The sequence below is a fragment of the Pseudomonas sp. KCJK9016 genome, from assembly GCF_046231795.1.
In the GTDB taxonomy this organism is placed as follows: domain Bacteria; phylum Pseudomonadota; class Gammaproteobacteria; order Pseudomonadales; family Pseudomonadaceae; genus Aquipseudomonas; species Aquipseudomonas bananamidigenes.
This window is the reverse complement of record NZ_JBJJMM010000043.1, coordinates 1-25,869: the sequence shown is the minus strand read 5'-3', so window position 1 is coordinate 25,869 and position 25,869 is coordinate 1. Positions and strand designations below refer to the sequence as shown.

General features: G+C 62.0%; 20 protein-coding genes. 9 read left to right on the top strand and 11 right to left on the bottom strand.

Annotated features, from left to right (window positions below):
* Positions 1-6: 6 nt before the first annotated feature.
* Together ACK6BI_RS26770 and ACK6BI_RS26765 are read right to left on the bottom strand one after the other, a co-directional pair.
* The gene (locus ACK6BI_RS26770; protein WP_409319479.1) at positions 7-1,719 is read right to left on the bottom strand and encodes a copper resistance system multicopper oxidase; all 1,713 of its coding nucleotides are present in this window, start codon (positions 1,717-1,719) and stop codon (positions 7-9) included.
* 84 nt (positions 1,720-1,803) lie between these two features.
* Positions 1,804-2,451: an FMN-dependent NADH-azoreductase gene (locus ACK6BI_RS26765; RefSeq protein ID WP_409319478.1), complete on the bottom strand. Its 648-nt coding sequence runs from the start codon at positions 2,449-2,451 to the stop codon at positions 1,804-1,806.
* A 101-nt stretch (positions 2,452-2,552) separates the two neighbouring features.
* Between ACK6BI_RS26765 and ACK6BI_RS26760 the strand changes: the two genes are divergently transcribed.
* Positions 2,553-3,407: a LysR family transcriptional regulator gene (locus ACK6BI_RS26760; RefSeq protein WP_409319477.1), complete on the top strand. Its 855-nt coding sequence runs from the start codon at positions 2,553-2,555 to the stop codon at positions 3,405-3,407.
* A gap of 6 nt (positions 3,408-3,413) precedes the next feature.
* On the opposite strand, the gene ACK6BI_RS26755 is transcribed toward ACK6BI_RS26760, so the two are convergent.
* The gene (locus tag ACK6BI_RS26755; RefSeq protein ID WP_409319476.1) at positions 3,414-3,896 is read right to left on the bottom strand and encodes a hypothetical protein; all 483 of its coding nucleotides are present in this window, start codon (positions 3,894-3,896) and stop codon (positions 3,414-3,416) included.
* 165 nt (positions 3,897-4,061) lie between these two features.
* Here ACK6BI_RS26755 and ACK6BI_RS26750 point away from each other — a divergent pair, with 165 nt between their 5' ends.
* From ACK6BI_RS26750 to ACK6BI_RS26740, 3 genes are all read left to right on the top strand, one after another.
* Positions 4,062-4,727 (top strand): ribonuclease T2, encoded by a 666-nt coding sequence (locus tag ACK6BI_RS26750; protein ID WP_409319475.1) that lies wholly within the window; start codon positions 4,062-4,064, stop codon positions 4,725-4,727.
* Between the two features lie 147 nt (positions 4,728-4,874).
* The gene (locus ACK6BI_RS26745) at positions 4,875-5,336 is read left to right on the top strand and encodes a hypothetical protein (protein WP_409319474.1); all 462 of its coding nucleotides are present in this window, start codon (positions 4,875-4,877) and stop codon (positions 5,334-5,336) included.
* A 184-nt stretch (positions 5,337-5,520) separates the two neighbouring features.
* On the top strand, positions 5,521-7,092 hold the full coding sequence (locus ACK6BI_RS26740; RefSeq protein ID WP_409319473.1) for a diguanylate cyclase: 1,572 nt from the start codon (positions 5,521-5,523) through the stop codon (positions 7,090-7,092).
* Between the two features lie 58 nt (positions 7,093-7,150).
* Here the strand turns inward: ACK6BI_RS26740 and ACK6BI_RS26735 are convergent, their stop codons facing one another.
* From ACK6BI_RS26735 to ACK6BI_RS26720, 4 genes are all read right to left on the bottom strand, one after another.
* On the bottom strand, positions 7,151-7,447 hold the full coding sequence (locus ACK6BI_RS26735; RefSeq protein WP_409319472.1) for a hypothetical protein: 297 nt from the start codon (positions 7,445-7,447) through the stop codon (positions 7,151-7,153).
* Between the two features lie 81 nt (positions 7,448-7,528).
* Positions 7,529-9,952 (bottom strand): TonB-dependent siderophore receptor, encoded by a 2,424-nt coding sequence (locus ACK6BI_RS26730; RefSeq protein WP_409319471.1) that lies wholly within the window; start codon positions 9,950-9,952, stop codon positions 7,529-7,531.
* 97 nt (positions 9,953-10,049) lie between these two features.
* Positions 10,050-11,009 carry a FecR domain-containing protein gene (locus ACK6BI_RS26725; protein ID WP_409319470.1) on the bottom strand — a complete coding sequence of 320 codons (960 nt, stop codon included), beginning with the start codon at positions 11,007-11,009 and terminating at the stop codon, positions 10,050-10,052.
* Positions 11,009-11,515, bottom strand: coding sequence for a sigma-70 family RNA polymerase sigma factor (locus ACK6BI_RS26720; protein ID WP_409319469.1), 507 nt, complete (start codon positions 11,513-11,515; stop codon positions 11,009-11,011). The genes ACK6BI_RS26725 and ACK6BI_RS26720 overlap by 1 nt, the downstream gene beginning before the upstream one ends.
* Before the next feature lie 229 nt (positions 11,516-11,744).
* Here ACK6BI_RS26720 and ACK6BI_RS26715 point away from each other — a divergent pair, with 229 nt between their 5' ends.
* The gene (locus ACK6BI_RS26715) at positions 11,745-12,185 is read left to right on the top strand and encodes a carboxymuconolactone decarboxylase family protein (protein ID WP_065259422.1); all 441 of its coding nucleotides are present in this window, start codon (positions 11,745-11,747) and stop codon (positions 12,183-12,185) included.
* A 4-nt stretch (positions 12,186-12,189) separates the two neighbouring features.
* On the opposite strand, the gene ACK6BI_RS26710 is transcribed toward ACK6BI_RS26715, so the two are convergent.
* The 3 genes from ACK6BI_RS26710 to ACK6BI_RS26700 all read right to left on the bottom strand — a co-directional run bounded on the left by ACK6BI_RS26710 (position 12,190) and on the right by ACK6BI_RS26700 (position 15,760).
* Positions 12,190-13,782, bottom strand: coding sequence for a DHA2 family efflux MFS transporter permease subunit (locus tag ACK6BI_RS26710; RefSeq protein WP_409319468.1), 1,593 nt, complete (start codon positions 13,780-13,782; stop codon positions 12,190-12,192).
* Positions 13,779-14,900: an HlyD family secretion protein gene (locus tag ACK6BI_RS26705; protein ID WP_409319467.1), complete on the bottom strand. Its 1,122-nt coding sequence runs from the start codon at positions 14,898-14,900 to the stop codon at positions 13,779-13,781. Before ACK6BI_RS26705 ends, ACK6BI_RS26710 begins: the two co-directional genes overlap by 4 nt.
* A 95-nt stretch (positions 14,901-14,995) precedes the next feature.
* On the bottom strand, positions 14,996-15,760 hold the full coding sequence (locus ACK6BI_RS26700) for an AraC family transcriptional regulator (protein WP_409319466.1): 765 nt from the start codon (positions 15,758-15,760) through the stop codon (positions 14,996-14,998).
* Between the two features lie 97 nt (positions 15,761-15,857).
* Between ACK6BI_RS26700 and ACK6BI_RS26695 the strand changes: the two genes are divergently transcribed.
* The 3 genes from ACK6BI_RS26695 (at position 15,858) to ACK6BI_RS26685 (ending at position 23,388) form a co-directional block, all read left to right on the top strand.
* Positions 15,858-16,991 carry an MFS transporter gene (locus ACK6BI_RS26695; RefSeq protein WP_409319465.1) on the top strand — a complete coding sequence of 378 codons (1,134 nt, stop codon included), beginning with the start codon at positions 15,858-15,860 and terminating at the stop codon, positions 16,989-16,991.
* A gap of 105 nt (positions 16,992-17,096) precedes the next feature.
* Complete coding sequence (locus ACK6BI_RS26690) at positions 17,097-18,824, top strand: ShlB/FhaC/HecB family hemolysin secretion/activation protein (RefSeq protein WP_409319464.1); 1,728 nt, start codon at positions 17,097-17,099, stop codon at positions 18,822-18,824.
* A gap of 94 nt (positions 18,825-18,918) precedes the next feature.
* Positions 18,919-23,388 carry a hemagglutinin repeat-containing protein gene (locus ACK6BI_RS26685; RefSeq protein WP_409319463.1) on the top strand — a complete coding sequence of 1,490 codons (4,470 nt, stop codon included), beginning with the start codon at positions 18,919-18,921 and terminating at the stop codon, positions 23,386-23,388.
* 262 nt (positions 23,389-23,650) lie between these two features.
* On the opposite strand, the gene argG is transcribed toward ACK6BI_RS26685, so the two are convergent.
* Entirely contained in the window at positions 23,651-24,985 is a 1,335-nt protein-coding gene (gene argG, locus ACK6BI_RS26680) for an argininosuccinate synthase (protein WP_409319462.1), read from the bottom strand.
* Positions 24,986-25,491: 506 nt separating this feature from the next.
* Here argG and ACK6BI_RS26675 point away from each other — a divergent pair.
* Positions 25,492-25,869: SidA/IucD/PvdA family monooxygenase (locus ACK6BI_RS26675; protein WP_409319461.1), on the top strand; the 378-nt coding region annotated here is incomplete at its 3' end.

Genomic DNA, 25,869 nt, shown 5'->3' with positions numbered 1-25,869 from the left:
GCGCCCTCATTCTTCCACCCGCACTTCACGGAACATGCCCATTTCCATGTGATAAAGCAGATGACAGTGATAGGCCCAACGGCCCAGCGCATCGGCGGTGACGCGGTAAGTGCGGCGGGTGCCGGGCGGCATGTCGATGGTGTGTTTGCGTACCTGGAAGTTGCCGTTTTCGTCTTCCAGATCGCTCCACATGCCGTGCAGGTGAATGGGGTGGGTCATCATCGTGTCGTTGACCAGCACCAGCCGTATGCGCTCGCCGTATTTCAGGCGCAGCGGCTCGGCGTCGGAGAACTTGATGCCGTTGAACGACCAGGCGAATTTCTCCATGTGGCCGGTGAGGTGCAGCTCGATGGTGCGGCCCGGGTCGCGGCCGTCGGGATCTTCGAAGGTGCTGCGCAGATCGGTGTAGGTCAGCACGCGGCGACCGTTGTTGCGCAGGCCGAGGCCGGGGTCGTCGAGTTTCGGCGCGGTGGTCATGGCTTGCATGTCCACCAGCGGGTTGTCCTTTTCGCTGTCGGGGTGCGACTGCATCGGGCCCATGTTCATGCTGGCGTGGTCCATGCCACTCATATCGCTCATGTCCATCGAGCCATGGTCCATGCCGCCCATGCCCATGTCGTCCATGGTCACCAGCGGGCGCGGGTCCGGCGCGGGCACCGGGGCCGACAAACCGGCGCGGGCGGCGAGGGTGCCTCGGGCGTAACCGGTGCGGTCCATAGCCTGAGCGAACAGGGTGTAGGCGTCGGCGGCGGGCTCGACGATCACGTCATAGGTTTCCGCCACGGCGATGCGCAGTTCATCGACGGTCACCGGTTTGACGTGCAGGCCATCGGCGGCGACCACGGTCATTTTCAAGCCGGGGATGCGCACGTCGAAGTAGGTCATGGCCGAGCCGTTGATCAGCCGCAGACGCAGTTTTTCGCCCGGTCGGAACAGCCCCGTCCAGTTGCCGTCGGGTGCGTGGCCGTTCATGAGGAAGGTGTACGTGGCGCCGCTGACATCGGCGATGTCCGTGGGATTCATCTTCATCTGCGCCCACATCGTGCGATCAGCGACGGTGGCGCCCCAGCCTTTTTCGCCGACGTCATGAATGAAATCGCCGATGGTGCGCTTGTGGTAGTTGTAATAGTCGGACTGCTTTTTCAGGGTCTTCATCAGGCTGGCCGGGTCTTCGTCGGTCCAGTCGCTGAGCATCACCACATGCTCGCGGTCGTACTGGAACGGCTCCGGCTCCCGGGCGTCGATCACCAGCGGCCCGTAGACGCCGGCCTGTTCCTGCAACCCGGAATGGCTGTGATACCAGTAGGTGCCGTGCTGGCGAACCTTGAATTGATAGACGTACACGCCACCGGGCTCGATGCCCTTGAAGCTCAGGCCCGGCACACCGTCCATGTTGGCCGGCAGCAGAATCCCGTGCCAGTGGATCGAGGTGTCGGCCTTGAGCCGGTTGCGCACCCGCAGGGTTACGGTGTCGCCTTCGCGCCAGCGCAGCAGGGGACCGGGGACGCCGCCGTTGATGGTCATCGCGGTGCGCGGCTGGCCGGTGAAGTTGACCGGGGTTTCGCCGATGAACAGCTCGAAATCGGTGCCGTTCAGTTCGTTGAGTTGACCGGGGCTGTTGAGTGCCCACACCGGCGTGCGCCACAGGCCGAGGCCGCCGAGCAGACCGCCGGCGGCCAGGCCTTTGACGAAGGTGCGTCTTGAGGTGTTGGAAAGCATGCGCTGGAAATCCCCGTTTGACCAATGACGGGGAGGCTAACCAGCGGCAGCTTTCAGTTGGCTGAGGCGCGGATTACAGTTGCGTCAGGTTCGGCGACCGAGGTTGTCCGCCAGGTCCCTTGCCTGTTGCGATGCGGCGAACCGTGAATCGCGATCCACCTCTTCACCGAAGATAGTTTTCTCGACGATCAGCGCGTGCACATCGCTGACGCCGATAAACCCCAGCCATGCCTCCACGTAGGGCTTCTGGAAATCGAAGCGCTCGGCAGGCGTGATCGACTGCGCCGAAAAATCCATTCCCCGCGCATATGCCACCACGGCTTGTTTGCCCTTCAGCAAACCCTGTAATCCACGCTCCGGATCGAAGCTGAAGAGAATGTCTTTCTGCGACACCAGGTCGATGAAGTGCTTGAGCTTGTAGGGGATGCTGAAATTCCACAGCGGCACCGAAAACACCAGCACATCGGCCCGGTGCAGGTGGGCGGCGAGGTTTTCGAGGGTCTGCCAGGCCGACTGTTGCGATGGCGTCAGTGGCGTACCGCTCAGGCCCGCGTATTTGGCGTTCATCGCCTCGGCGTCGAATTCCGGCAGTTGCAGGTTCCAGAGATCGAGCGTGCGGACCTGGGTCTGCGGATGATTTTGTCGATAGCGTTCGATGAAGCTGCGCGCCACTTCCATGGATGCGGAGCGCTGTTTACGGGGAGAGCATTCAATGTGCAGGAGCGTGGTCACGGTGGGCCTCGACGTTCGGGTAGGGAAGGCGAGGCATTGCAACATAGCTGGCTTCTAACTATAAATCGTAAATAAATCGCTGATTGATCACATATCAAACTATGTTCGATGTTCTGTTGTTGAAGACTTTTGTCACCGTCGTCGACGAGGACGGTTTCAGCCGTGCCGCCGAAAAACTGCACCTGACCCAATCGGCGGTCAGCGGTCATCTGCGACGGCTGGAAGAGCAGATCGGCAAGCCGCTGCTCAAGCGCACCACCCGCTCCCAGCAATTGACGGCGGATGGCGAACGGCTCATCGCCCATGCCCGCACGATTCTGGCGTTGAATCGCGACGCCTGGGCACAGCTCACGCGCACGCCGTTTCATGGGCGGGTGCGGATCGGCGTGTCGGAGGATTTTGTCGAGCCTCGGCTGTTGCGGGCGCTGCAGGAATGCGCGGCGCAACATCCGGGCATGCAGATCGATGTGCAGGTGAATATTCCCGGTACGTTGTTGAACCAGATGAAACAGGGGGATCTGGAACTGGTGATCGGCTCGCTGTGCGAGACCCGGGAGCCGGGGTTGTTGCTGTGGCAGGAACCGCTGGTGTGGGCCTGGTCGGCGCAACCGGTCACCCGATTGCCGACGCCGTTGCCGCTGGCGCTGTTCCCCGAACCTTGCCCGTATCGCGAAGCCGCGCTGACCCGCCTGGCGCAGGCCGGTATCGCCCAGCGCACCGCGATGCTCTGCACCAGCAGTGCTGGTTTGCGTGCGGCTGCGCTGGCCGGGTTCGCGGTGGCACCGATGGCCGCCAGCCAGTTGGGGCAAGGGCTGGCGGCACTGGGTGTGGAGGTGGGTTTGCCGGTGTTGCCGGATGCTGAATTTCGACTGTTTACGGCGAGCCACGCCGATCCGCAGATGATCGAAACGGTCTCCCGGGTGATCGTCGACTATTGCTCAACACGACGACAGTGACGCGTCCTACAGCCCGAGTCCTTCCTGGACCACCAGCAGCAGGTTGTTTTCAGTCAACGCAATGGCGTCCAGTTGTTGCCCGGTCTCGAGGGTCTGCAACCACCAGTGACTCTCGCCGTGTTCATCGACGGTGCGCAGCAGCGATGTTGCCTTGCCCGGCAGGTTGATCTGCACACGCCCGGCGCCGTCTTCGGTGAAGCGGGCGATGGGGTCGAACGTCAGGCTATGGTGATTGGCTTCGATGACCAATTGATCGATGGCGTAGTCGTGGGTTTCGCCATCCGGTGAACTTTCGCAGACATGGGTAGGATTTCGCCGAATCTTCAGGCCCACCTCGATCACCGGTTGCAACCAGCCTTCGATCCGGTGATACAGGGCGTAGACCTGTGCCGGCCAGCAATCGATTTCCAGTTCGGCGCAGGTGATTTCGTCAGCATGGGTGTGCCGTGTCTGTTTGAGTTTCGCGGCGAGTTCGTCTGCTTTACTCATGTCGGTTCCCTGTGGTGAATTCAACAGCATGGTAGTCCTTTCAAAGTAATGCAGGTTTTGCCTTGCGTCATGCGCCTGCAACACTGGCATGACTCAATCAGTCCCTGACCACTTGACGGTCAGACCACAAAAACCATGGACGCAAGCGTTCCAAGGAACGGGAAGATGAAAAAGCTTTTTACAATTATGGCGCTGATTGCGCTGATGGTCGGTAGCATCGGCCTGAGTTCGGCGCGCCAGTCACACGCCAGCAAGGCACCGACGGAGTCGGTGGCGGGGGTCTTCGATTACTACCTGCTGACGCTGTCCTGGTCGCCGACGTTCTGCCTCACCCACAAGGACGATCCGCAGTGCACCGGCAAGGGTTACGGTTTTGTCCTGCATGGCCTGTGGCCGCAATACGCCAAGGGCGGCTGGCCGGAATCCTGCCCGCCAGTGACCACGCTCTCGGCCGCCGAAACGCAGAAAGGTCTGACGCTGTTTCCGACAAAGAAACTGCTCGATCACGAATGGAGCAAACACGGCACCTGCAGCGGCCTCGGGGCGATGGGCTATTTCGATGAAGCGGACAAAGCCGTGGCGGCGGTGAAAATCCCGGAAGAGCTGCAACCGTTCAGCAGCTCCTACTACTTCCAGGCGCAGGAAATCGCCGACCTGTTCCGCAAGAACAATCCCGGCATCCCGGCCGACGGCATCGCCGTGATCTGCAGCGGCCCGGAACTCTCGGAAGTGCGCGTGTGCATGGGCAAGGACCTGCAATTCGGTGCGTGCGGCAAGGGTGTGAAGACCCAGTGCCGGTCGGGGGATATCCGGGTACCGCCGTCGCGCTAACGCAATCGGTTGTTGCTCATCAAAACAGGCGCCTTTTCAGGCGCCTGTTTTGTTTACACGACAGGACTTATGTCATCCGGCGATACGCCGATACCGTTCAGTGGCATGGAAGCGGTACTGACCCCATAGAAAGCAAGTAACTGAACAATGTTTGAACACATTTGGCGCAGCATTAATTCTCCGGACTACTTCCCCAACGTACTGGATTGGATGATCCATATCCTCCTGAATCCGTTCATGGTGATGATGTGCCTGATGGTCGGAGCGCTGACCGGTAAATGGTGGAGAGCCATCCCCTACGGCAGCCTTACTTGCTATGTGGTGTTCCTGAGCCGGTCGTCATTCTATCGGTGGGGAAGCATTTTCCCCGAAGCCGGTCTGCCTGCGCTTTTCGTTGATGGCGCATTATTGGCCATCCTCGGTTTTTATTTGAAAGGCTTACTCAGAAGCCGCTCACAAGCTAAATCCGAAGGCCATTGGCTGTGCTGGCTTTACAAAAGTCTGAAGGTCGTAATGCTGACACTCCTGGTGATTTTCTGGGTACTCGTTGTGCTTTTTGTCGTGATCTTCACCGTCTCGGTTGCCACCCAACCGTCATTGGCGCACTGAGAACATGACGAACTCTGAAATATAAATCGCCGCGCAGGTCATCCATTTCCACTGCGCGCCGATATCTACGGGGGCGGGATGGTCCCGGTGGCACTTGGTTGCCCCGCACTATCCGGTGGGCTACGCTCACAAAAAACAAGGGTTTCGGGCCTTTGCCCCTGTCGTACCTGCCCAGGACACGCTTTTGCCTATCCCCATTCACGATCCGCATCAGGCCCCCGGCGGCACACTCAAGCGTTTACCGCTGCGCAAGGCGGCGGCGCTGTTCATCGTTGGTGTATGCCTGTGTCTGTCCGGCTTGCTGTATTTGCAAATCGAACAGTCGCGCCGCCAGGATCTGGCGAATGCGCAGATGGCTTCGGCCAACCTGACACGGGCGATGGCGCAGCAGGCCGAAGACACCTTTCTGGCTGCCGATCTGGTGATGACCAGCCTGGTCGACTGGATTCAGGAGGACGGCTATGGCGCGGCGCAGAGGCCGCGACTGCAAAGAACCTTCGCGCGCCGGGTGCAGCAGCTGGAACAGTTGCACGGCATGTTTCTGTTCGATCGCGAAGGGCAGTGGGTCATCACCTCGTTCCCGGATCTGCCGCGTGGCAACGGTGTGGCTGATCGCGAGTACTTCAAATATCACCAGCAGAACGTTTCATCCGTGGCGCACATCGGCCCGGCGATCCGTAGTCGCGAGAACGGTGAGTGGATCATCCCGATCTCGAAACGGGTCAACGACCGCGCCGGCAATTTCCAGGGCGTGCTGCTGGCCGGCATCAAGATGTCGTACTTCGATCAATTCTTCAAAAGCTTCAGCCTCGACGACAACGGCACCATGTTCCTTGGCCTGACCGACGGCACGCTGCTGGCCCGGCGGCCCTTCGACGAGGCGTTGATCGGCAGCTCGCTGGCCAAGGGCGAGATCTATCAGACGCTGCTGCCCAACGCTTCTGCCGGCACGGCGATGATCGATTCGGTGGTGGACGGGGTCACGCGGCTGTACGGTTATCGGCAACTGGCCGCGTATCCGCTGGTGGTTTCTGCTTCTACATCGCGGGACACGATTCTTGCGGGCTGGCATGACCGAGCCTTTCAATCCAGCGTGATCGTGGCGCTGGTGATGCTCGGCGTAGGGCTGTTCGGCTGGGTGTTCATCCATCAGGTGCGCGACGGCGAGCGGATCGAGAAGAATCTGATCAAGGCCCAGCGCGCGCTTGAGCAGATCGCCACCCACGACAGTCTCACCGGGCTGGCCAACCGGCGTCTGTTCGAGCGCTCGCTGGAGACCGAGTTTGCCCGTGGTGCACGGCAGTCGAGCCCGGTCAGCCTGATCATGCTCGATATCGACTTCTTCAAACGCTACAACGATGCCTACGGCCATGTGGCCGGCGACCACTGTCTGACGCAAGTCGCCCAGGTGGTGAGGAACTGCTGCCAGCGCAAGTCCGATCTGGCCGTGCGCTACGGCGGCGAGGAGTTCGCGGTGCTGTTGCCGGACACCGACATCAACGGAGCGCTGGCGATTGCCGGGCAGATCCGCCGCAGCGTCATGGACAAACACATCACCCACAGCGGCTCGCCCTCCGGTTATCTCACGGTGAGCCTGGGCTGCTATTCCTTCATTCCGCTGGGTAACGACAGCCCGGAGCTGTTCATCCAGCGCGCCGATGCGGCGCTGTATCAGGCCAAGAACGCCGGTCGCAATCGAGCGGCGGTGTTGTCGATGGACGTCGGTGTCGGCGAATTGCTGCGTTCGGATCGCTGATCGAAAAAGGCTTCAGACACAGGCCATGCTGCGTTCACCATGGCCTGCTCTTGTTCGTTCAACTGCCGGTGCCTGCGCCGGATCCACCTGTTCCGCCGCCCGCCGCGCCGGTCCCACCCCCGGCGCCCGAGCCGGAGCCGCTGGCGCCGCCATTGGTTCCGGTACCTGATTTCATCCCGTCGGAAGGGCCGTCGTTAGGTCGGGTAGTGGTGTTGTCCGGCGGCATGCTCGTGCCGCTGTTGGCGCCGGGCTGGGTGCCCGATGCGCCGGTGCTGTCATTGGCGGCAAAACTGGTGGCGGATGCCGTGGCCAACAGGCCGGCCAGCAGGAACGAGGTCAAGGTGCGCGTGTTCATGATGTTTCTCCAGAAATGGGATTTACCTGAAGTTGGTCCGAAGCGCGCACGGCTTGGTGCCGGTCAAGTGACCAGTGGTACTCAGAAGTCCACGGTCGCCGAAACTTTCAGCGTGCGCGGCGCGCCCTGGGTCAGGTAGCCGCCATTGGCCGATGCCCAATAGGCTTCGTTGGCGACGTTTTCCAGATTGGCCCGCAGGGTGATCTGTTTCTCATCCAGCCGGAAGGCATAGCGCGAACCCAGGTCGAAGCGGTTCCACGCCGGGATGCTCTGGGTGTTGGCCGCGTTCAGGTACTGGCCGCCAGTGCGTAACATGCGGGCGCTGAGGGCTGCGCCTTCCAGGCCCGGAATGTCCCAGTCGGCGCCGATATTGAACTGGAAGCGCGGGACACCGATGGCGCGGTTGCCGTCGTTGACGCCGTTGCTGCTGCCGTCGAGTTCGGTCTTCATCACGGTCGCGCCGCTGAGCAGCCGCAGGCCGTCGACCGGTTCGCCGTAGACGTTGAGTTCGACGCCTTTGTTGGTCTGCTGGCCGTCGACCCGGAAAATCCCGTCCTGGGTGTAGCTCGACGGTTGCTCGATGCGGTAAACGCCGAGACTGGCGCCGTAGCTGCCCATGTCCAGGCGCACGCCGGCCTCGATCTGTTTGCTGCGCACCGGGGCGAAGGTTTCGTCGCGGTTGATGGCGCTGGTCGGTGGCGTCGGGCCCTTGGCCAGGCCTTCGATGCGGTTGGCGTAGAACGACACGTGTTCCCACGGTTTGATCACCAGGCCGTAGACCGGGGTGGTGATCGACTCGTCATAGCTCGATGTGCGGGCGCCGGTGGCCGTGGCCCAGCCATCGACTTTCATTTGCTGGCGGCGCACACCGAGGGTCAGCAGGATGCGGTCGTCGAGGAAACCCAGGGTGTCGGAAATCGCTTCGCTGCGCAGGGTGTTTTTGCCGACCACACGTGGATCGTTGATGTCACCGGCGAACGAGGTGGCAGGCGGGCGCGGTTTGTCGGTGACGTTGTACAGGTTGGTGCTGTAGCGCGAGGCGCTGCCGATGGTTTCGAACGCCGAGCGTTGCTCGCCCCGGATGCCCGCCCAACCGAGGTTCAACTGATGGCTGACGGGGCCGGTATCGAAATGGCCGTTGAGGCCGGCCATCGCGCTTTGGTTGTCCTCGTCATGGGGTGAATAGAGCATGCCGCCGCGGGCGTTGCCATTGAACTCGGTGACGGTCAGCGACGAGTAAACGCCATTCTCCCGGGTGTGCTTGGCGCCGCCGGACACGTAGGCCGTCCAGTTGTCGTTGAGGTCGTACTCGGCGCGGGCCATGCCGAAGGTGTCTTCAAGCTGCGAGTAGCTCCAGCTCTGGGCGTAGCTGGCATTGGCGTGCGGCACCTTGGGAGCTTTCGTCAGGCTTGAGTCGACGTAAATCACCGAGCGGCCCTGATTGATGACCTGCTTCTGATAGCCGAAATCGGTGGAGACCCGCAGGCGTTCGCCGCGATAGTCCAGGCCGACGCTGAACAGCGACGAACGCTGGTCTTCGTCATCGACAGCGGTGTCGCCTTCGCGCTGCATCAGATTGACCCGAGCGCCGAAGCGGTTGTCCTCGCCAAAGCGCTGGCCGAGATCCAGATGTGTGCCGACCCGACCGTCGGCACTGTAGTCGAGGGTGACGCTGCGGGTCGGGGTGTCCATGGCACGTTTGGGTTGCAGGTTGATCCCGCCACCGATGCCGCTGCCGCTCGGGGTCACGCCATTGACGAACGCATTCGGGCCCTTGAACAGTTCGACCCGATCCAGCGCTTCGACGGCGATGATCTGTCGGGGCAACACGCCGTACAGTCCGTTATAGGAAATGTCATCGGAAGCCAGCGGCAGACCGCGGATCATGAACATCTGCGAGAAGTTGCCGAAGCCGTTGGACTGGCGCACCGAGGCATCGTTGAGCAACACATCGCCAATGGTTTGCGCCTGCTGGTCGGCCATGGTCCTGGCGGTATAGCTGGTGACGCTGAACGGCAGGTCGTTGACCGCCTGATTGCCGAGCATGCCGACCTGCGCGCGGCGGGCGACCTGTTCGCCGCCGTAAGTGTCATCGTTGCTGTCGTGCTGGGCGCTGATGGTGGTGGCGCCCAGCTCCAGCGCGCCGTCCGCCGCGGCTTTCGGCGTCACGGTGTAACCGTTGTCGCCAGTGCTGATCAGTTCGAAACCGCTGCCTTCCAGCAACCGGGCAAAACCGCTTTGCGCGGTGTAATTGCCTTGCAGGCCCGGGCTCTGGCGATTGCCCAGTTGCGCCGGATCGAACGACAACGGCACGCCGACGCTCACTGCAAACTGCGCCAGTACGTGGCTCAGCAGGCCGGGGCCGATGTTGACGCTTTGGCTGGTGCTTTCGCTGACGCTGTCGGCGGCGTGACCGAGAGTCGGCACCAGTGAGCCGAAAGCCAGCGCAAGACTCAGGGCCTTGAACGGAAAAAGAGCGGGGCGGGGCGTGGGCAATGCGGTCATTCGGCGATCCTGTCGAGCGCGTGGAAATTGAGGTCTATCCACTCACCGAACGAGACGCGAAAAGGTATCAGTGAACATTGAAATTTTTTTGTCGGGTTCAGACGCGGGGCTCCACCGACAACCAGTAGCGGGTCAGGCTGTTGATGGTCAGCGGCAGGGTGTCGCTGAGCAAGCGCAGGCTGGCGTCGGTGTCGCGCAGGGAAAACGCACCGGACACGCGCATCGCCGCAACGTCCGGATGACAGCGCAGGGCGCCGCGACGATAACGGCTCAGTTCGCCGAGCAATTCGTCCAGACGCATGTTGCTGGCCAGCAGCATGCCCTTGTCCCAGGCCAGGCTTGCGGTGTCGAAGGTTTCGGCGGTGTCGAAACCGCTCAGCTTGAAGCGCTGACGTTCGCCGGCCTTGAGGACCGCGTGTTGCTGGAGCAGTTGCGGAGTGATCTGCACCTGGCCTTCGAGCACCGACACCAGGCTGCGCGAACCTTCGGTGCGCACGCAAAAACGTGTGCCCGATGCACGGGCCAGACCTTGTGGCGTTTCGACGATGAACGGGCGGGCGGCGGCATCGCTGGCGGTGTTGATCAGCACCTCGCCCTCGAGCAACAGCACCCGACGTTCAAGCGGACTGAAAGCGATGTCCACGGCGCTGTCGGTGTTGAGCAACAGTTGCGAACCGTCCGGCAGTTGCAGGTTTTTTTGCTCGCCGACAGCGGTGCGCTGGTCGGCGGTCCACTGTTGCCACGGAACGTGTTGCGAGGCGATGCCCAACGGCCCGGCCATCAACAGCAGGCCGAGGCGGATGAGGGTCTGGCGACGGCTCAGGCCTTCCTTGCGTGAAGCTCGTTGCAGGGTCTGGATGGCGACGTTGGCCGGCACACTGCGCAAGTCCCCCAGCAGGGCTTCGGCCCGTTGCCAGGCCATGGCGTGTTCGGCGCTGCGGCTGCGCCATTGGGCAATGGCCTGATGATCGGATGGCGAGGCGGTGCCTGAATGCAACTGCACCAGCCAGTCGGCGGCTTCACCGAGAATCTGCGGATTGATCATCGACGAACTCATCAGGCGACACTCAGGCAGGCAAGGAACGCGGCGCGCATGTGGCGTTTCACGGTAATCAGCGAAACCTTCAGGCGTGTGGCGATCTGCGCGTAGGTCAGGCCTTCGATCTGCGACAGCAGGAAAGTGTCGCGGGTCTGCGCCGGCAGTTCACGCAACAAGGCCTCGATGCGCCACAGGGTTTCCAGGATCAGATAGCGGGTTTCTGCCGACGGCACTTCGGCGGGCGGCAGGTTGGCGATGGTTTCCAGATAGGCGCGTTCGAGGTCCTGACGTCGCCAGCGGTCGATCACCAGACCTTTGGCGATGTGCGTCAGCAGCGCCCGGGGTTCGCTGCCAAGAGGCTTGGGTACCTGGCGGTTGAGCAGACGCAAGAATGTATCGTGGGCCAGATCGGCCGCATCGCAGCGATTGCCCAGCTTGCGCTGCAGCCAGCCTTGCAGCCAGCCGTTGTGTTCGCTGTAGAGCGTCTGGACTTGCTGATTCAATGGCGGATCGAAAGACGACATGAGCGGCAGATACTCGTTGCGGGCATCCGATGCCTGGCTGCAATTGGAGTGCAATTAAGAATGGATCGCATTCTAGTGGCACCGAACAAGCGCTGGCAATCGCCCCTCTGCACTTTCTTTTCTGGCGCTAGAAAGCAGTGGCCTACCCGTCTTCCGGGAGATTGGCTATTTGTCCGGCGCGGTCCCGGGACTAACGTAGCCACACATTCACTTGCCCCGGAGAGCCACCATGAAACCTCGTGTCGATTTCTACACCGCGTCCCCCGATGCCCTGAAAGCGATGATCGCCCTGGAAACCGCCGTCTCGAAACTGCCGCTGGAAAAGCCCCTGATCGAACTGGTCAAACTGCGCGCTTCGCAGATCAACGGCTGCGCGTTCTGCATCGACATGCACACCGCCGACGCGATCAAGGGCGGCGAAACCCCGCGCCGTCTGTTCGCCGTGACGGCCTGGCGTGAAGCGCCGTTCTTCACCGACCGTGAACGCGCCGCGCTGCTATGGACCGAGTCCCTGACCCAAGTGAGCCTGACCCATGCCCCGGACGAAGATTACGAAGCGGTCGCCGCGCACTTCTCGCCCAAGGAAATGGTCGACCTGACCGTGGCCATCAGCACCATCAACAGCTGGAACCGTCTGGCCGTGGGCTTTCGTAAAACCCCGCAGGCCTGATCGATCAATGTGCATCGGCACTCGGCGCAGCCGGTGGTTGCACCTTGCGCATCAAGGGCACCATCGCCGTGGCGATCACGAAGCACACCATGATCATCAGGAAGGTGTCGCCATAGGTCTGCGTTTGCGCCTCACGGTAAGTCAGCAGCCATAACTGATGCAGACCGGCGGTGATGCCCACGTCACCGCTCTGACCCAGTGCGGCGAAGTTGCCGCCGACCTGGGCCAGCCACTGGTTCAACGCTTCGTTGCTGCTGTTCAGATGCTCCGCCAACCGCGTGAAGTGCAGGTTGGTGCGGTCGTTGAGAATGGTCGCGCACGCGGCGATCCCGATCGCACCGCCCAGGTTGCGCATCAGGTTGAACAGGCCCGAGGCGTGCTTCAACCGCGCTGGCGCCAGCCCGCCGAGGGTCAGCGTCACGGCGGGCGGCACGGCCAGTTGCTGGGCAATCCCGCGCAGGGCTTGCGGCAACAGTAATTGCCCGGCACCCCAATCGTGGGTGATCGGACTGAATTCCCACATCGACAGGGCGAACAACGCCAGGCCCGCCATCATGATCCAGCGCAGGTCGAGGCGGTTGGCGAGAAAGGCGTACAGCGGAATCGCCATGATCTGGAACACCCCGGTGGAGAAAACTGCCAGACCAATGTCCAGCGCGCCGTAGCCACGCACCCGGCCAAGAAACAGCGGCGTCAGGTAAATCGTCGCGAACAGGCCGATCCCCGTGACGAAGGAAAAGAAGCAGCCGAGCGCGAAATTGCGATCCTTGAGGGCGCGCAGGTCGACGATCGGATTGGCCACGTGCAGCGTGCGGCCAATGAACGCTACACCGGCCAGGGTGCTGATCCACGCGGTGGTGAGGATGGTCTGGTCGCTGAACCAGTTCCAGCGGGGGCCTTCTTCGAGGGTGTATTCCAGGCAACCGAGAAACAGCGCCAGCAACACCATGCTTGGGTAGTCCGCGCCCTTGAGCAGCGACAGTTCCGGCTGGTCGATCTTCACCAGCATCGGCACGGCTACGGCAACGAAAATTCCCGGCAGCAGGTTGATGTAGAACAGCCAGTGCCAGGACGAAACATCGGTGATCCAGCCGCCGATCACCGGGCCCAGCGTCGGGGCCAGCGACGCCACGGCGCCGATGGTCGCGGCAGCAATCACCCGCTGTTTACCGGTGAAGAAAAAGAACGCAGTGGTGAACACCAGCGGAATCATCGAACCGCCGAGGAAACCTTGCAGCGCGCGAAAGGCGATCATGCTCTGGATATTCCAGGCGATGCCGCACAACAGGCTGGCAAGGGTGAAACCGATGGCCGAAGCGCAGAACAGCCAACGGGTCGAGAACACCCGCGACAGCCAGCCCGACAGCGGGATCACGATGATTTCGGCGATCAGGTAACTGGTCTGCACCCACGCCGTTTCATCGGTGCCGGCGGACAGTCCGCCGCCGATATCGCGCAGCGAGGCCGAGACGATCTGGATGTCCAGCAACGCGATGAACATGCCGATGCACATCGTGGCGAAGGCGAACACTTTGGTCGCCGTCGCCATGTCGGCGGCATTGAACGGCTGCGCAGGGACGGCGAGGGCGCGACTCATGGCGCGCTGGCCACGGCGGTGGTCTCAGGCTGGGCGCGGGTGTCGACTTCAGCGGTCACCGACAGCCCCGGACGCAGGTGACCGAGCACGCTGTCGGCGGGGTCGAGCAAGATGCGCACCGGTACACGCTGGACGATCTTGGTGAAGTTGCCGGTGGCGTTTTCCGGCGGCAGCACGCTGAACTGCGAACCGGTGGCCGGGGCGAGGCTGTCGAGGCGACCGTGGAATTCCTGGCCGGACAACACGTCCGCATGGATGCTCACACGTTGGCCGGGCTTCATTCGCGCCAGTTGGTCTTCCTTGAAATTGGCATCGACCCACAGACCGTTGGCCGGCACCACCGACAGTTGCTGCGAACCCGCCTGGGCATAGGCACCGACCCGCGCGCGGCGGTTGCCGATCACGCCGTCGACCGGGGCGCGCAGCTCGGTGTAACCGAGGTTGAGTTGCGCCAGATCACGCTCGGCCCGGGCTTGCTGGAGGGCGGCACGGGCCTGTTGTTTTTGGGTTTCGATCACCGAGAGTTGGCGTTGCGCGGCCAACAGCTCGGCCTGGGCCTTGGCGCTCAAGGCTTGCGCGGTCTTGAAGGTGGCGTCGGCCCGTTGTGCGGCTTCGACCGAGACGGCGTTGGTGGTGACCAGACGTTTATAACGCGCATTGTCATCCCGGGAGCGGGCGGTTTCGGCACCGGCGGCATCGATGCCGGCGCGGGCCTGACCGATCACCGCTTGTTGCAGTTGTTCGGTGGCGTCGAGGTTGGCCAGCAGCGCTTCCTCGGCGGCAACCGCGCCCTCGGCCTTGGCCAGATTGGCGCGGTAGTCCCGGGCGTCGAGGCGGATCAGCACGTCGCCGGCCTTCACTGGCTGGTTGTCGCTGACCAGCACCTCTTCGATGTAACCGGCGACTTTCGGCCCGATCACCGTCACGTCGGCGCCAATGTAGGCATCGTCGGTTTCTTCGAGAAAACGCCCGGTGCCCCACCAGTGCGCGGCATACAGCCCGGCAAACACCAGCGCAGCCAGGCCCGCAGTGGGCAACAGCAGGCGTTTGAGCAGGGGAGGTCGGGGGGCGCTGACCGGAACGGCGAGGTCGGGTTCAACGGTGGGCATGCTGGTCATGGCGTAATACCTGCAAAAAAGGCTGTTATTACGACTGTAATATGACGTGAGTAATATTTTGTGGCAATTGATTTTTATCGCCGGTCGTCAGTTGCTTATCTGAGCCAGGTGCCGGGCGTGCTGCCGGTCATGGATTTGAAGAACGCGATGAACGCGCTGTCGCTGGCAAAACCCAGTTCAAACGCGCAATAGCCAAGGTTGCGCCCGATGGCGAGCAGTTCCATGGCGCGCATCAATCGCCATTGCTGGCGCCATTGCTGATAGCTCATGCCGGTTTCGCGCCGGAAGATACGGCCGATGGTGCGGCTGCTGGCGCCGATCTGTTGTTCCAGCACTTGCAGCTCCGGCGGCAATTGTTCGGGCCGCGCACGCAGGGTGGCGAGACGCTTGTCTTGAGGCAATGGCAACAGCATCGGTTGCTGCGCCGCCTCACGGATTTCACTCTGGCACAGTCCCAGCAGATGGACGAATTTGCCCTGCTGCCAATCGGTATCGAAATCAGCAATCGCTATCGGCTCCAGTACGGCACGAAGCAGCGGGCTGACCTCGATCACGCAAACTTGTTGCGGCAGGTCGCGGCACAACTCGGGCGTCAGGTAGATAGAGCGATAGTCGACGCTTTGCTGCATGACCGCCCGATGCGTGACGCCACCGGGAATCCACGCCGCCCGCGACGGTGGCAGCAGGCACAGTTGCTCGGCCAAGGTGATGCGTGTGCAGCCCCGACGGGTGTAGAGCAGTTGCCCGCGCTGATGCCGATGTAACCCCGAGTCGTGATCGCCGAGGGTGGAGGCAATGCCGATCACCGGCGCCGGGAAGTGATCCGGGTCAAAACGGTCGTGAGCTTCGAGCCAGGCCATGGGTTGTCCGATTTCAGCGATAAATTGGCGGGGTTTGGATAATACGCCAGTCACGGCTTTTTAAACTCCTCGGCGCTTTTGTTGAGGAGTCAGGGTGATGAGCCATAGAACGTTTTTGATGTTGGCGATTGCGCTGCTGATGTTCCCGCAGATCGCCCAGACCCTATTCAGCCCGGCGCTGGGGGATATCGGCCGGGCGTTCGATGTGGGTCCGCAAGCCGCAGCGCAGACCTTGTCCGTGTATTTTCTGGCCTTCGCGTTTGGCGTGGTGACCTGGGGCCGCGTGTGTGACCGGATCGGTCGGCGGCCCTCGATGCTCGCCGGTCTGGCGATATATGCAATGGCCTGTGTACTGGGTTTGTGCGTTCGCGGTTTCAACGGTTTGTTGATGGCTCAGGCATTGGCGGCCTTCGGCGCTGCCGCCGGTTCGGTCGTGACCCAGACGTTGCTGCGCGACCGCTTTAGCGGGACGGAACTGGCCCGTGTGTTTTCGCTGGTGGGCATGGCGCTGGCGGCCAGTCCCGCTATCGGCCTGTTCAGTGGGGCGAGCCTGGTACAAGGCTTCGGCTATCGCGGCGTGCTCGCTGCACTGTTGCTGCTGGCTTCGATCTTGTGGATCTGGAGTTGGCGCACCTTGCCGGAAACCCGTCCGCCGCATGAGGTTCCTGTCAGTCTGTTTGCAACCCTCGCCGATATGCTTCGCGATCCCGGCATCTGGCGTTCGGCCCTGTGGATTGCATCGTTCAACGTCGCGTTGTTCAGCTATTACAGCCTCGGGCCGTTTCTGTTCGAACGTCTCGGCCTGGGCGGCGAGTGGTTCGGCTACAGCGGCGTGATGCTCGCGCTGGCCTCAGGGTTTGGAGCATGGTTCAACAAACGTCTGCTGCAATCCGGTTGCAGCCCGTTACGGTTGATTCGCCTGGCGGCGTTCACCGGTTTGCTCGGCGGCATCGGCGTATGGCTGTTGGAAGCGCACGTCTGGTTCGTGCTGCCGATGCTGCTTGTGGTACTGGCGTTCGGCATGGCGATTCCGAATATTCTGGGCGCAGCCTTGCGCAATTACCCGGATCGTTTGGGCACCGCCGGCGCATTGCTCGGGCTGTTTTATTACCTGCTGATCGGTGCGGGATTGATGTTGGCAGCCTGGTCCCAGGCCCTCGGGGAAACCCTGATGGTCTGCAACTTGCTGGCATTATCGCTGGCGATGCGTGCTAAAAACGCATTTGTTTAAGAAATGTAAGCAATGTAGGAAGAATCTTGCATTTGTGTGGGAAGCCTCTGACTATCACTGCAATTGATGGGATGGCATTAAGCCATTTGATTGCAAGGAAGTTGAGTGCCGTATTCGATTCGCGCTGTTTCTCGCTGTAGTTATCTGCCTCGTCCGCTGTTGTCTGCTTTGTTGTTGAGTGTGTGTGCACCCAGCGTTTTTGCTGCCGAACCGTCGAATCCAGGCCAGGAAGTGCTGCGCCAGCAGCAACAGCAACAGCGCGACTTGCAACAACTGCAACTTGAACAACGCAAGCGCCAACTGGAGCGCGGCGCGTTCGGCCCGACGCCTGCCACCCCGGCCATTCCCGAATCGGTCAAACCCGATGAACGCTGCTGGCCTTTGAGCGGCACGCGCATCGGCGGCGTCACGCTGATCGATAAAGACAAGCTCAACGCCCGCATCAAACCGCTGCTGGCGCCGTGCATGGGCGTTGGCCAGATCAACCATCTGCTGGCGACCATCACCGCGCTCTACGTGGAGAAGGGTTACATCGCCAGTCGCCCGTACCTGAGCAGCGCGCCGGCAGCGGGGCAGTCGCTGGATATCCTGATCGACGAAGGCTATATCGAGTCCATCGAACTGGCCGACCAGAGCCTGCCGGTGTCCCTCGGCGGCGCGTTCCCGGGCATGCTCGGCAAGCCGCTTAACCTGCGGGATCTGGAGCAGGGGCTGGATCAGTTGAACCGTCTGCGCTCCCTCGATCTGACAGCGGACATCGCTCCCGGCAGCCAGCCCGGCGCGTCAAAAATCATCTTGCGTTCACGCACTTCCGGGCAATCGCGCTGGGCCCTCGGCGCCGGTTTCGACAACCTCGGCAGCGCCAGCACCGGGCGGGATCGCAACACGTTCACCTTGAGCCTGGATAGCCCGCTGGAACTCAACGATCTGTTGAGCCTGAGCGCCAGCGACACCCTCAACCGGGGCGACCGCTACAACCGCAACGCCAGCCTCTATTACGCAATTCCCTACGGCTACTGGACGTTCAGCACCTTCGCCAGTCATGCCGAATATCGTTCGCCGTTCAAACTGCCCGGCTCGACCCTGTACAGCACCGGCATCACCGATCAACTCAGCCTGCGCGCCGACCGCGTGTTGTGGCGTGACCAGAGCCATCAGCTCAGCGCCAACCTGCAACTGGCGCACAAGGATGTCGACAGTTATCTGGAAAACGTCCGCCTGGGCATTCAGAGCCCGACCCTGACCGTGGCCGAGGCCGGTCTCAATCTGTTCTGGCTCGACCGGGCGGTGTGGAACCTCGACTTCAATTACGCCCAGGGTCTGCGCTGGCTCGGCGCCGACGACGATGCCGATCATCAGGTCAGGAACCTGCCCAAGGCACAGTTTCGCAAATACCGCGCCGGCCTCAGCCAGTGGCGCAACGGTCAGTTCGGCACCCAAGCCTGGCAATGGCAGAGCCAGCTCAATGTGCAATACAGCCCCGATCCTCTGCCGGCCATCGAACAACTGCTCGGCACTGACGATTCCGCGGTGCGCGGTTACCGGGTCAGCAGTGCCTCCGGCGCCAGCGGCGCGATCTGGCGCAACACCTTGCGTCTGCCGCTGCGCACCGATCTGCCGCTGCAGATCACTCCGCGGGCAGGCCTCGACCACGGCTGGATCAAGGCCGATCACGGTGCGCCGGTTCAACGCCTGAGCGGTGCCAGCATCGGCCTCAACCTGGGCTGGAAAAACCTGCAGGTGGATGTCGATTACCAACGCAGTCTGACCACCCCGACCGGCCTGCACCGCGAGCCTGAAACCTGGCTGATGCGGGTCGGATTGCAGATATGAACATCAGTGAACAACAGCCATCGGATCTGAGCGCGACAGCCGTGGCCTGTAACTCAACGCGCAACGTGATGCCGCACTACATGGAGAGTTTCTTATGCCAATGAACACCTTTGCGTTTCATCTTTCCCCACGGGGCAAACTGCGCTGGGCCATCGCCAGCCTGTTCCTGGCCGCTCATCTGCCGGGCGCCATGGCCGGCGGTGTGGTGGTCGCACCCGGCCCCGGCGGCACCGCGCAGTTGCAGACCCAGGGCGGCGTGCCCATCGTCAACATCGTTGCGCCCAATGGCTCGGGCCTGTCGCACAACCAGTTCCTCGACTACAACGTCGACCGTCAGGGCCTGGTGCTGAACAACGCCTTGCAGGCCGGGCAATCGCAGCTCGCCGGGCAACTGGCGGCCAACCCGCAATTGCAGGGCCAGGCGGCGAGCGTGATCCTCAACGAAGTGATCAGCCGTAACCCGTCGGCCATCAACGGCGCCCAGGAAATCTTCGGGCGCGCCGCCGACTACGTACTCGCCAACCCGAACGGCATTTCGGTGAACGGCGGCAGCTTCATCAACACGCCGAACGCCAATCTGGTGGTCGGTCGTCCCGAGCTAAACGACGGCAAACTGCAAGCCCTGAGCACCCGCGACGCCAGCGGTCAGTTGCAGATCCAGAGCGGCGGCCTGGGCAATGGCGAAGGCTCGATCAACCTGATCGCGCCGCGCATCGACAGCCAGGGTGCGATCACTGCGCGGGACCAACTGAACCTCACCGTCGGGCGCAATCAGGTCGACTACGCCAGCGGCCAGGTGAAAGCCGTGGACCCCGCAGGCAACACCACCGATCAGCGGATCGACGCCAGCCTGTTCGGCGCGATGCAGGCCGGGCGCATCAACATCGTCAGCACCGCCGAAGGCGCGGGCGTGAAAGTGGGCGCGGTGCAAGTCGCCGGGCGTGACGGCGTGCAGATCCGTTCGGCTGGTGACTTGAGCGTCAGCGGTCAGGCGATTCCGGACAGCCTCGATGTGACCCGCGCCGGCATTCGCAGCAGCCAGGGCGACGTCGGCCTGCACAGCGGCAAGGACCTGACGTTGGCCGCCACCGACGTCAGCGGTCGCGACGTGAAGGTCGATGCCAAGCGCAATCTGACCCTGAGCACCGTTGAAAGCCGCAAGCTTCAGGAACAGCGCGAAAACTGGAACAACAGCACCATCGGCATCACCTGGGAAACCTACGAGCGCACCCGGACCGACAGCGATTCACGCCAGCACGGCAGCCAGATCGTTGCCAGCCGCGACGCGCAATTGTCGTCCGGCAAAGACACCGAACTGAAAGCCGCCAAGGTCGACGCGAAGAACAACCTCAGCGTGCAAAGCGGCGGCGATCTGCGTTTGACCGCCGCCACGGAAAGCCACACTCAGACCGATCAGGGCAAGCACCGCAAACACCTGTGGAAAGCCGATTGGGACAGCAGCAGTGAAGAGCAGCGCAGCGTCACCAGCCAGCTGAAGGGCGGCAACATCGCCCTGCAAACCGCCGCACTGTTGCGTTCCGAAGGCGCCGAAATCGACAGCGCCGGCGATCTGCAACTGGCCGGCAAACAGGTGGAAATCACCACCGCGACCCGCACCAATCGCAGCAGCGACAACCGTTATTCCGGCGATCTGGTCGGCGGCGGTTTCTTCGGCAAGACCGGCGACGCCGACAAGGGCCAGACCCGACATCAGGGCAGCAAGATCAACGCCGCCGGCAAGCTGCTGGTCAAGGCCGACGACGTGCGCATCAGCGGCAGCCAGGTGCGTGGCGCCAAGGACGCCAGCGTGATCAGCGACAACGGATCGCTGACCATCGACGGCGTGCAGGACACCTCGCACAGCAACAACCACGACAAGGACAGCAAGTTCTTCGGCATCACCAAGGACGAGTCCCGGCAGAACAGCAAGGACAGCACCACGGTGCGCAGCGAGCTGGCGTCCGACAGCAACCTCAAGCTGAAAAGCGCCAAGGACATCGAAGTCGCCGGCTCCACGGTCAAGGCCGGTGGTTCGCTGACGGCGGATGCGGCGGGTGATGTGAATGTGCATTCGACGCAGAACACCCACGACAGCAGCAACAGCACCCAGACCCGTGGCTTCGACGCTTACGCCAAGGAGCAGACGGCGGAGCAGTATCGCGCCGGCGTGCATTACGAAGACAAGGCGCAAACCGTCACCGCCAACGACGTCACGCAGCAGGGTTCCAGCCTCAGCGGCGGCAGCGTGCAAGTGAAGGCGGGCGGTGACGTGACGCTCAAGGGCGCCGAGGTGAAGTCCACCGCCGGCGACACCATGCTGAGCGGCAAGAACGTCTCGCTGCTGGCCGAGCAGGACAGCCACGGCACTTCGACCGAGACCCGCAGCACCGGTGGTGGTTTCTACTACACCGGCGGTCTGGATCGCGCGGGCAGCGGCGTGGACTTCTCGCACAGCACCTCGCAAGACACCACCGCTAAAACCACCGCGCAAACCACCGGTGTGCGGAGCAGCGGCAGCCTGAACATCAACGCTGACAAACTCGCTACCGAAGGCGCGCAGCTCAAGTCCGGCAACGGTCTGAACGTCGCTGCCAGCGAAGTCGACAATCGTGGCGCCAGCAACACCGAAAGCAGCACCCACAAGGAGAGCAACTGGTCGGCGGACATCGGTGCCAATGTCGAGTACAAAGACATCGCCCGACCGATTGCCGGCGCGGTGAAGGAAGTGCTCGACGGCAAGGTCCCGGACAAGGACGCACTGGCCAATCTCGGTCAGCCGAACGTCGGTATCGACGTGGCGGTCGGTCATGCGAGCGCTGACAAGACCGAGCAGAGCAGCAATGCCGTGGTCAGCCGGTTCGACGGCCAGACCGTGGACGTGAAGGTCGGCGGCACGCTGCATGATCAGGGCACCCAGTACAACGCCAGCGCTGGCAAGGTGAACATCAGCGCTGACAAACTGGTGGCCGATGCCGCAAACAACAGCCGCAGCAGCACCGACAATTCGGTGGATGCCAAGGTCGATGTGCGGGTCTACACCAAGACCGGTGAAGACGTGAACGTGGCCGGCAGCGGCGCGGGCGGCAGCAGCCAGTCGAGCAAGAACAGCTCCACGGCGGTGGTTGGCGGTTATGCCGGTAGCCAAGGTGTGAACATCAATGTTGGTCGCGACGCACAGTTCGAAGGCAGCCGTTTCGACGGCGGGCAGGGCGGTGTCAGCGTCAGGACCGGCGGTGATCTGGCCCTGAATCAGGCCAATGACCGTCAGAGCAGCGACAGCTCCAGCCTGCGGGGCAGCGGCTCATTGACCGTCGGCACCTTGCCGGGCACCGACGGCACCAACGTCGATCTCGGCGCCGGGTTCCAGCTCGATCACAAAGGCAACAAGACCACCGACAGCCAGGCCCACGTTGCCAGCCTCAGTGGCAACGGGCCAGTGCAACTGAGCAGCGGCGGCAATCAGGTTCAGCAGGGCACGAAGATCGACAGCGCTGGCGCTATCGACTTGAAGGCCGACGGCAAACTCGACCTGCAAGCGGCCACCGACACCCACGTCGCCAACGGCAGCAATCTTGGCGGTGGGCTGAAGGCGGGCGGCAGCAAGAGCAGCAGCGAGAAGAGCCTCGATCAGGGCGGCAACCTCAGCGGCAACTTCAACATCGGTCGGGTCAACGAGAACACGCAAACCCTCACCGGTGGTCAGCTCAACAGCCAGAACGGCCTTGCGCTGAGCGGTGATTCGGTGCGCCTGCAAGGCACTCAGGTCACTGCGCCAAACGTCAGCATCGACGCGCAGAAGGGCGGTTTCGTTCAGGAGTCCGCGCAGTCCACCGACAGCCGCAATAACTGGAACGTTGCGTTGAACGCCGGTGGCAATCTGAGCAAAAGCACACCGACCGCCGCCGATGAAAAAGTCAGCAGCGATCACGGCTTCAATGCCGGGGCCAAGGTGGGCGTGGATTACCTGCAAAACACCACCCGGCAGAACAGCCAGCTCAAGGCTGACACTGTGGTGCTGAACAGCGCGGGTGATGCGAGCCTGAGCGGTGCGCGGATCGATGCGCGCAATGTCAGCGGCAACGTGGCCGGTGATCTGTCAGTCGAGAGCCGTCAGGACTCCAGCACCCACGTCAAGGTCGATGTGGATCTGGGGCTGACCGCCAAGAAAACTCCCGCAGACGACAAAGGCAAATTGGCCGGCACCGACTACAAGCCGACACTGAAAGCCGAAGGCGAATACGCGCACAAGGACAGCGTGAAGCAGGCTTCTGGCATCAGCGCCAGCCAGGGTGTGAACCTCACCATCGGCGGCGCTACGCAACTGACCGGCGCGCGGATTTCCGCCATTGAAGGCAAGGTCGATCTGGGTGGTTCGAAGGTCAGCAGCAGCGACCTGAGCAACCGCGACTACGGCGTGAAGGCTGGCCTGGATCTGCCGCACAAGTCCGAAGAAAACGCACCGAAGGTTTCCCTTGAAAACGGCAACCTGAAGGTCGGCCCGGTGACCCTGAGCGGTCACCTGGACAGTCAGGCCCTGCAAGCCGGGATCGACGAAAAAGGCTGATTCATCGTCAGTGAAACCAGCGGGGGCGAGCCTGCTCGCTCCCGTTTCTGATGGATGCCCCGCTCTAAACGGCAGCCCCTGTCGTTTCCCGTCAAGTCGATGAATGCATGCGCTCCACGCTCGGGTGAAACCGGGAGGCCGCGCCATGCACGATAACGTCCGGATCCGGCAGGTTTGGCGGAAGGACTGTCAAAGGTATTCCCGCAAGGGATCGGAACGCCGCAGCCGTGTCCTTATCAGGACACGGCTGCGGTCAGCCGGTTCAGCCTTCGCTGCGCTTGAGGTCTGCCAGCACGGACGCGTTGTCCGCCGAGAGCAGGCCGGTCTGCGAGAAGATCCGCAGCTTGTCGGAGGTGTCGGCGATGTCGAGGTTGCGCATGGTCAGCTGACCGATGCGGTCCCGTGGCGAGAACATCGAGGCCACTTTTTCCATCGACAGACGTTCCGGGTGATAGGTCAGGTTCGGCGAAGTCGTGTTGAGGATCGAGTAGTCATTGCCACGGCGCAGTTCCAGCGTCACTTCACCGGTAATGGCGCGTGCGACCCAGCGCTGGGCGGACTCGCGAAGCATGATGGCCTGCGGATCGAACCAGCGACCCTGATACAGGAACTTGCCCAGGCGGCGACCGTTGTCGCGGAACTGGTCCATGGTGTCTTCGTTATGGATACCGGTGACCAGACGCTCGTAGGCAATGTGCAGCAGGGCCAGGCCTGGGGCCTCATAGATGCCGCGGCTCTTGGCCTCGATGATGCGGTTTTCGATCTGATCGCTCATGCCCAGACCGTGGCGGCCACCGATACGGTTGGCTTCCAGCATCAGCTCGACGGCGTTGGCGAAGGTCTTGCCGTTGAGGGCGACAGGCTGGCCTTCTTCAAAGCGGATCGAGACCTGCTCCTTGTCGATTTTCACGTCGTCGCGCCAGAACGCCACACCCATGATCGGGTTGACGATGTGGATACCGCTGTCGAGATTCTCGAGGTCTTTGGCTTCGTGGGTCGCGCCCAGAAGGTTGGAGTCGGTCGAGTAGGCCTTTTCCGCCGACATCTTGTAGGCGAATCCGGCCTGGTGCATGAACGCGGACATCTCGGCGCGACCGCCCAGTTCCTCGATGAACTGCTGGTCAAGCCAGGGTTTATAGATCTTCAGCTCCGGGTTCACCAGCAGGCCGTAGCGGTAGAACCGTTCGATGTCGTTACCCTTGTAGGTACTGCCGTCGCCCCAGATGTTGACCCCGTCCTCTTTCATGGCGGCAACGAGCATGGTGCCCGTCACGGCGCGCCCCAAAGGCGTGGTGTTGAAGTAAGTGGCGCCCGCCGTCTGAACGTGGAACGCACCGCTCTGCAGAGCGGCGATGCCTTCGGCCACCAGCTGCGCACGGCAGTCGATCAGGCGTGCGTCTTCTGCACCGTACTCCTTGGCGCGACGTGGAATCGACTGGTAGTCGTCCTCGTCGGGCTGGCCGATGTCCGCCGTATAGGCATAGGGCACGGCGCCCTTGATGCGCATCCAGTGCAACGCAGCGCTGGTATCGAGGCCGCCGGAGAAGGCGATGCCTACCTTTTGGCCCATTGGAAGGCTTTCGAGAATTGAACTCATGACTGGGCTCCTTGAAGTCGGGGCATCGAGAATACCGGGAAATTTTGCGTTGCATAGACTCCTCACCATTCAAAGCGTCTGCACGGGGAGCGTCGAATTTGATTTTTAGATCGGCGATGAATGGCATTTGACGGTTTGGAAAACGTGAACCATATTGGATCCAATTTATGGAAATGCATATCCAACCTAACGACACAAGGACGTGTGTATTTCAAATGATTTCTTCTCTTCGATATTTCCGTTCCCTTCTCCAGCCTTTCCACAACAGGGAGGCGCGTCCGCATGATCGGGCGCGAGCGCTGGAAAACCACTGGCTGAACGCCGTTTCGCTTTAATCATTCGCCACTCGACAAGTGCGGCCAGCTCTATCGAGCCGGGCGCGATATTGCTGTGAAAAAAGAAACAGGTGCGGTTCGTTCCGGCTATATGCCGCAAGTGCAGACGCGCCCTTTTTCAGTTGCACGCTCCCACACGCATAACGCAGTGGGCCAATGGAGAATGCTGACATGGAAAACGAGATTTACGATTGCGTGGGTATTGGCTGCGGGCCGTCGAATCTCAGTATCGCGGCGCAACTGCACGGACGGCGTGAAGTCCGCAATATTTTCTTCGAGAAAAAAGCCGAGTTTTCCTGGCACAGCGGCATGATGTTGCCGGACGCCTGCCTGCAAGTCTCGATGTTCAAGGATCTGGTCACCCTGACTGAGCCGACCAATCCGTTTTCGTTTGTCTCGTACCTGCATCAGCACGGTCGGTTGCTGCCATTTCTCAATGCGCAGTTTGCGCAAATCTCCCGTCTTGAGTTTGCGGATTACCTGAAGTGGGCCGCGCACACCAATCACAACGTGCATTTTGGCGAAAGTGTGGAAGCCGTCGATTTCGAC

Bases quoted from the DNA above. Each gene is read 5' to 3' on its own strand.
- ACK6BI_RS26715 (WP_065259422.1), top strand. From the start codon at position 11,745: ATGAAACCTCGTGTCGATTTCTACACCGCGTCCCCCGATGCCCTGAAA.
- ACK6BI_RS26735 (WP_409319472.1), bottom strand. From the start codon at position 7,447: ATGAACACGCGCACCTTGACCTCGTTCCTGCTGGCCGGCCTGTTGGCC.
- ACK6BI_RS26770 (WP_409319479.1), bottom strand. From the start codon at position 1,719: ATGCTTTCCAACACCTCAAGACGCACCTTCGTCAAAGGCCTGGCCGCC.
- ACK6BI_RS26750 (WP_409319475.1), top strand. From the start codon at position 4,062: ATGAAAAAGCTTTTTACAATTATGGCGCTGATTGCGCTGATGGTCGGT.
- ACK6BI_RS26705 (WP_409319467.1), bottom strand. From the start codon at position 14,900: ATGACCAGCATGCCCACCGTTGAACCCGACCTCGCCGTTCCGGTCAGC.
- ACK6BI_RS26730 (WP_409319471.1), bottom strand. From the start codon at position 9,952: ATGACCGCATTGCCCACGCCCCGCCCCGCTCTTTTTCCGTTCAAGGCC.
- ACK6BI_RS26710 (WP_409319468.1), bottom strand. From the start codon at position 13,782: ATGAGTCGCGCCCTCGCCGTCCCTGCGCAGCCGTTCAATGCCGCCGAC.
- ACK6BI_RS26695 (WP_409319465.1), top strand. From the start codon at position 15,858: ATGAGCCATAGAACGTTTTTGATGTTGGCGATTGCGCTGCTGATGTTC.
- ACK6BI_RS26725 (WP_409319470.1), bottom strand. From the start codon at position 11,009: ATGAGTTCGTCGATGATCAATCCGCAGATTCTCGGTGAAGCCGCCGAC.
- ACK6BI_RS26685 (WP_409319463.1), top strand. From the start codon at position 18,919: ATGCCAATGAACACCTTTGCGTTTCATCTTTCCCCACGGGGCAAACTG.
- ACK6BI_RS26755 (WP_409319476.1), bottom strand. From the start codon at position 3,896: ATGAGTAAAGCAGACGAACTCGCCGCGAAACTCAAACAGACACGGCAC.
- ACK6BI_RS26720 (WP_409319469.1), bottom strand. From the start codon at position 11,515: ATGTCGTCTTTCGATCCGCCATTGAATCAGCAAGTCCAGACGCTCTAC.
- ACK6BI_RS26760 (WP_409319477.1), top strand. From the start codon at position 2,553: ATGTTCGATGTTCTGTTGTTGAAGACTTTTGTCACCGTCGTCGACGAG.
- argG (WP_409319462.1), bottom strand. From the start codon at position 24,985: ATGAGTTCAATTCTCGAAAGCCTTCCAATGGGCCAAAAGGTAGGCATC.
- ACK6BI_RS26700 (WP_409319466.1), bottom strand. From the start codon at position 15,760: ATGGCCTGGCTCGAAGCTCACGACCGTTTTGACCCGGATCACTTCCCG.
- ACK6BI_RS26745 (WP_409319474.1), top strand. From the start codon at position 4,875: ATGTTTGAACACATTTGGCGCAGCATTAATTCTCCGGACTACTTCCCC.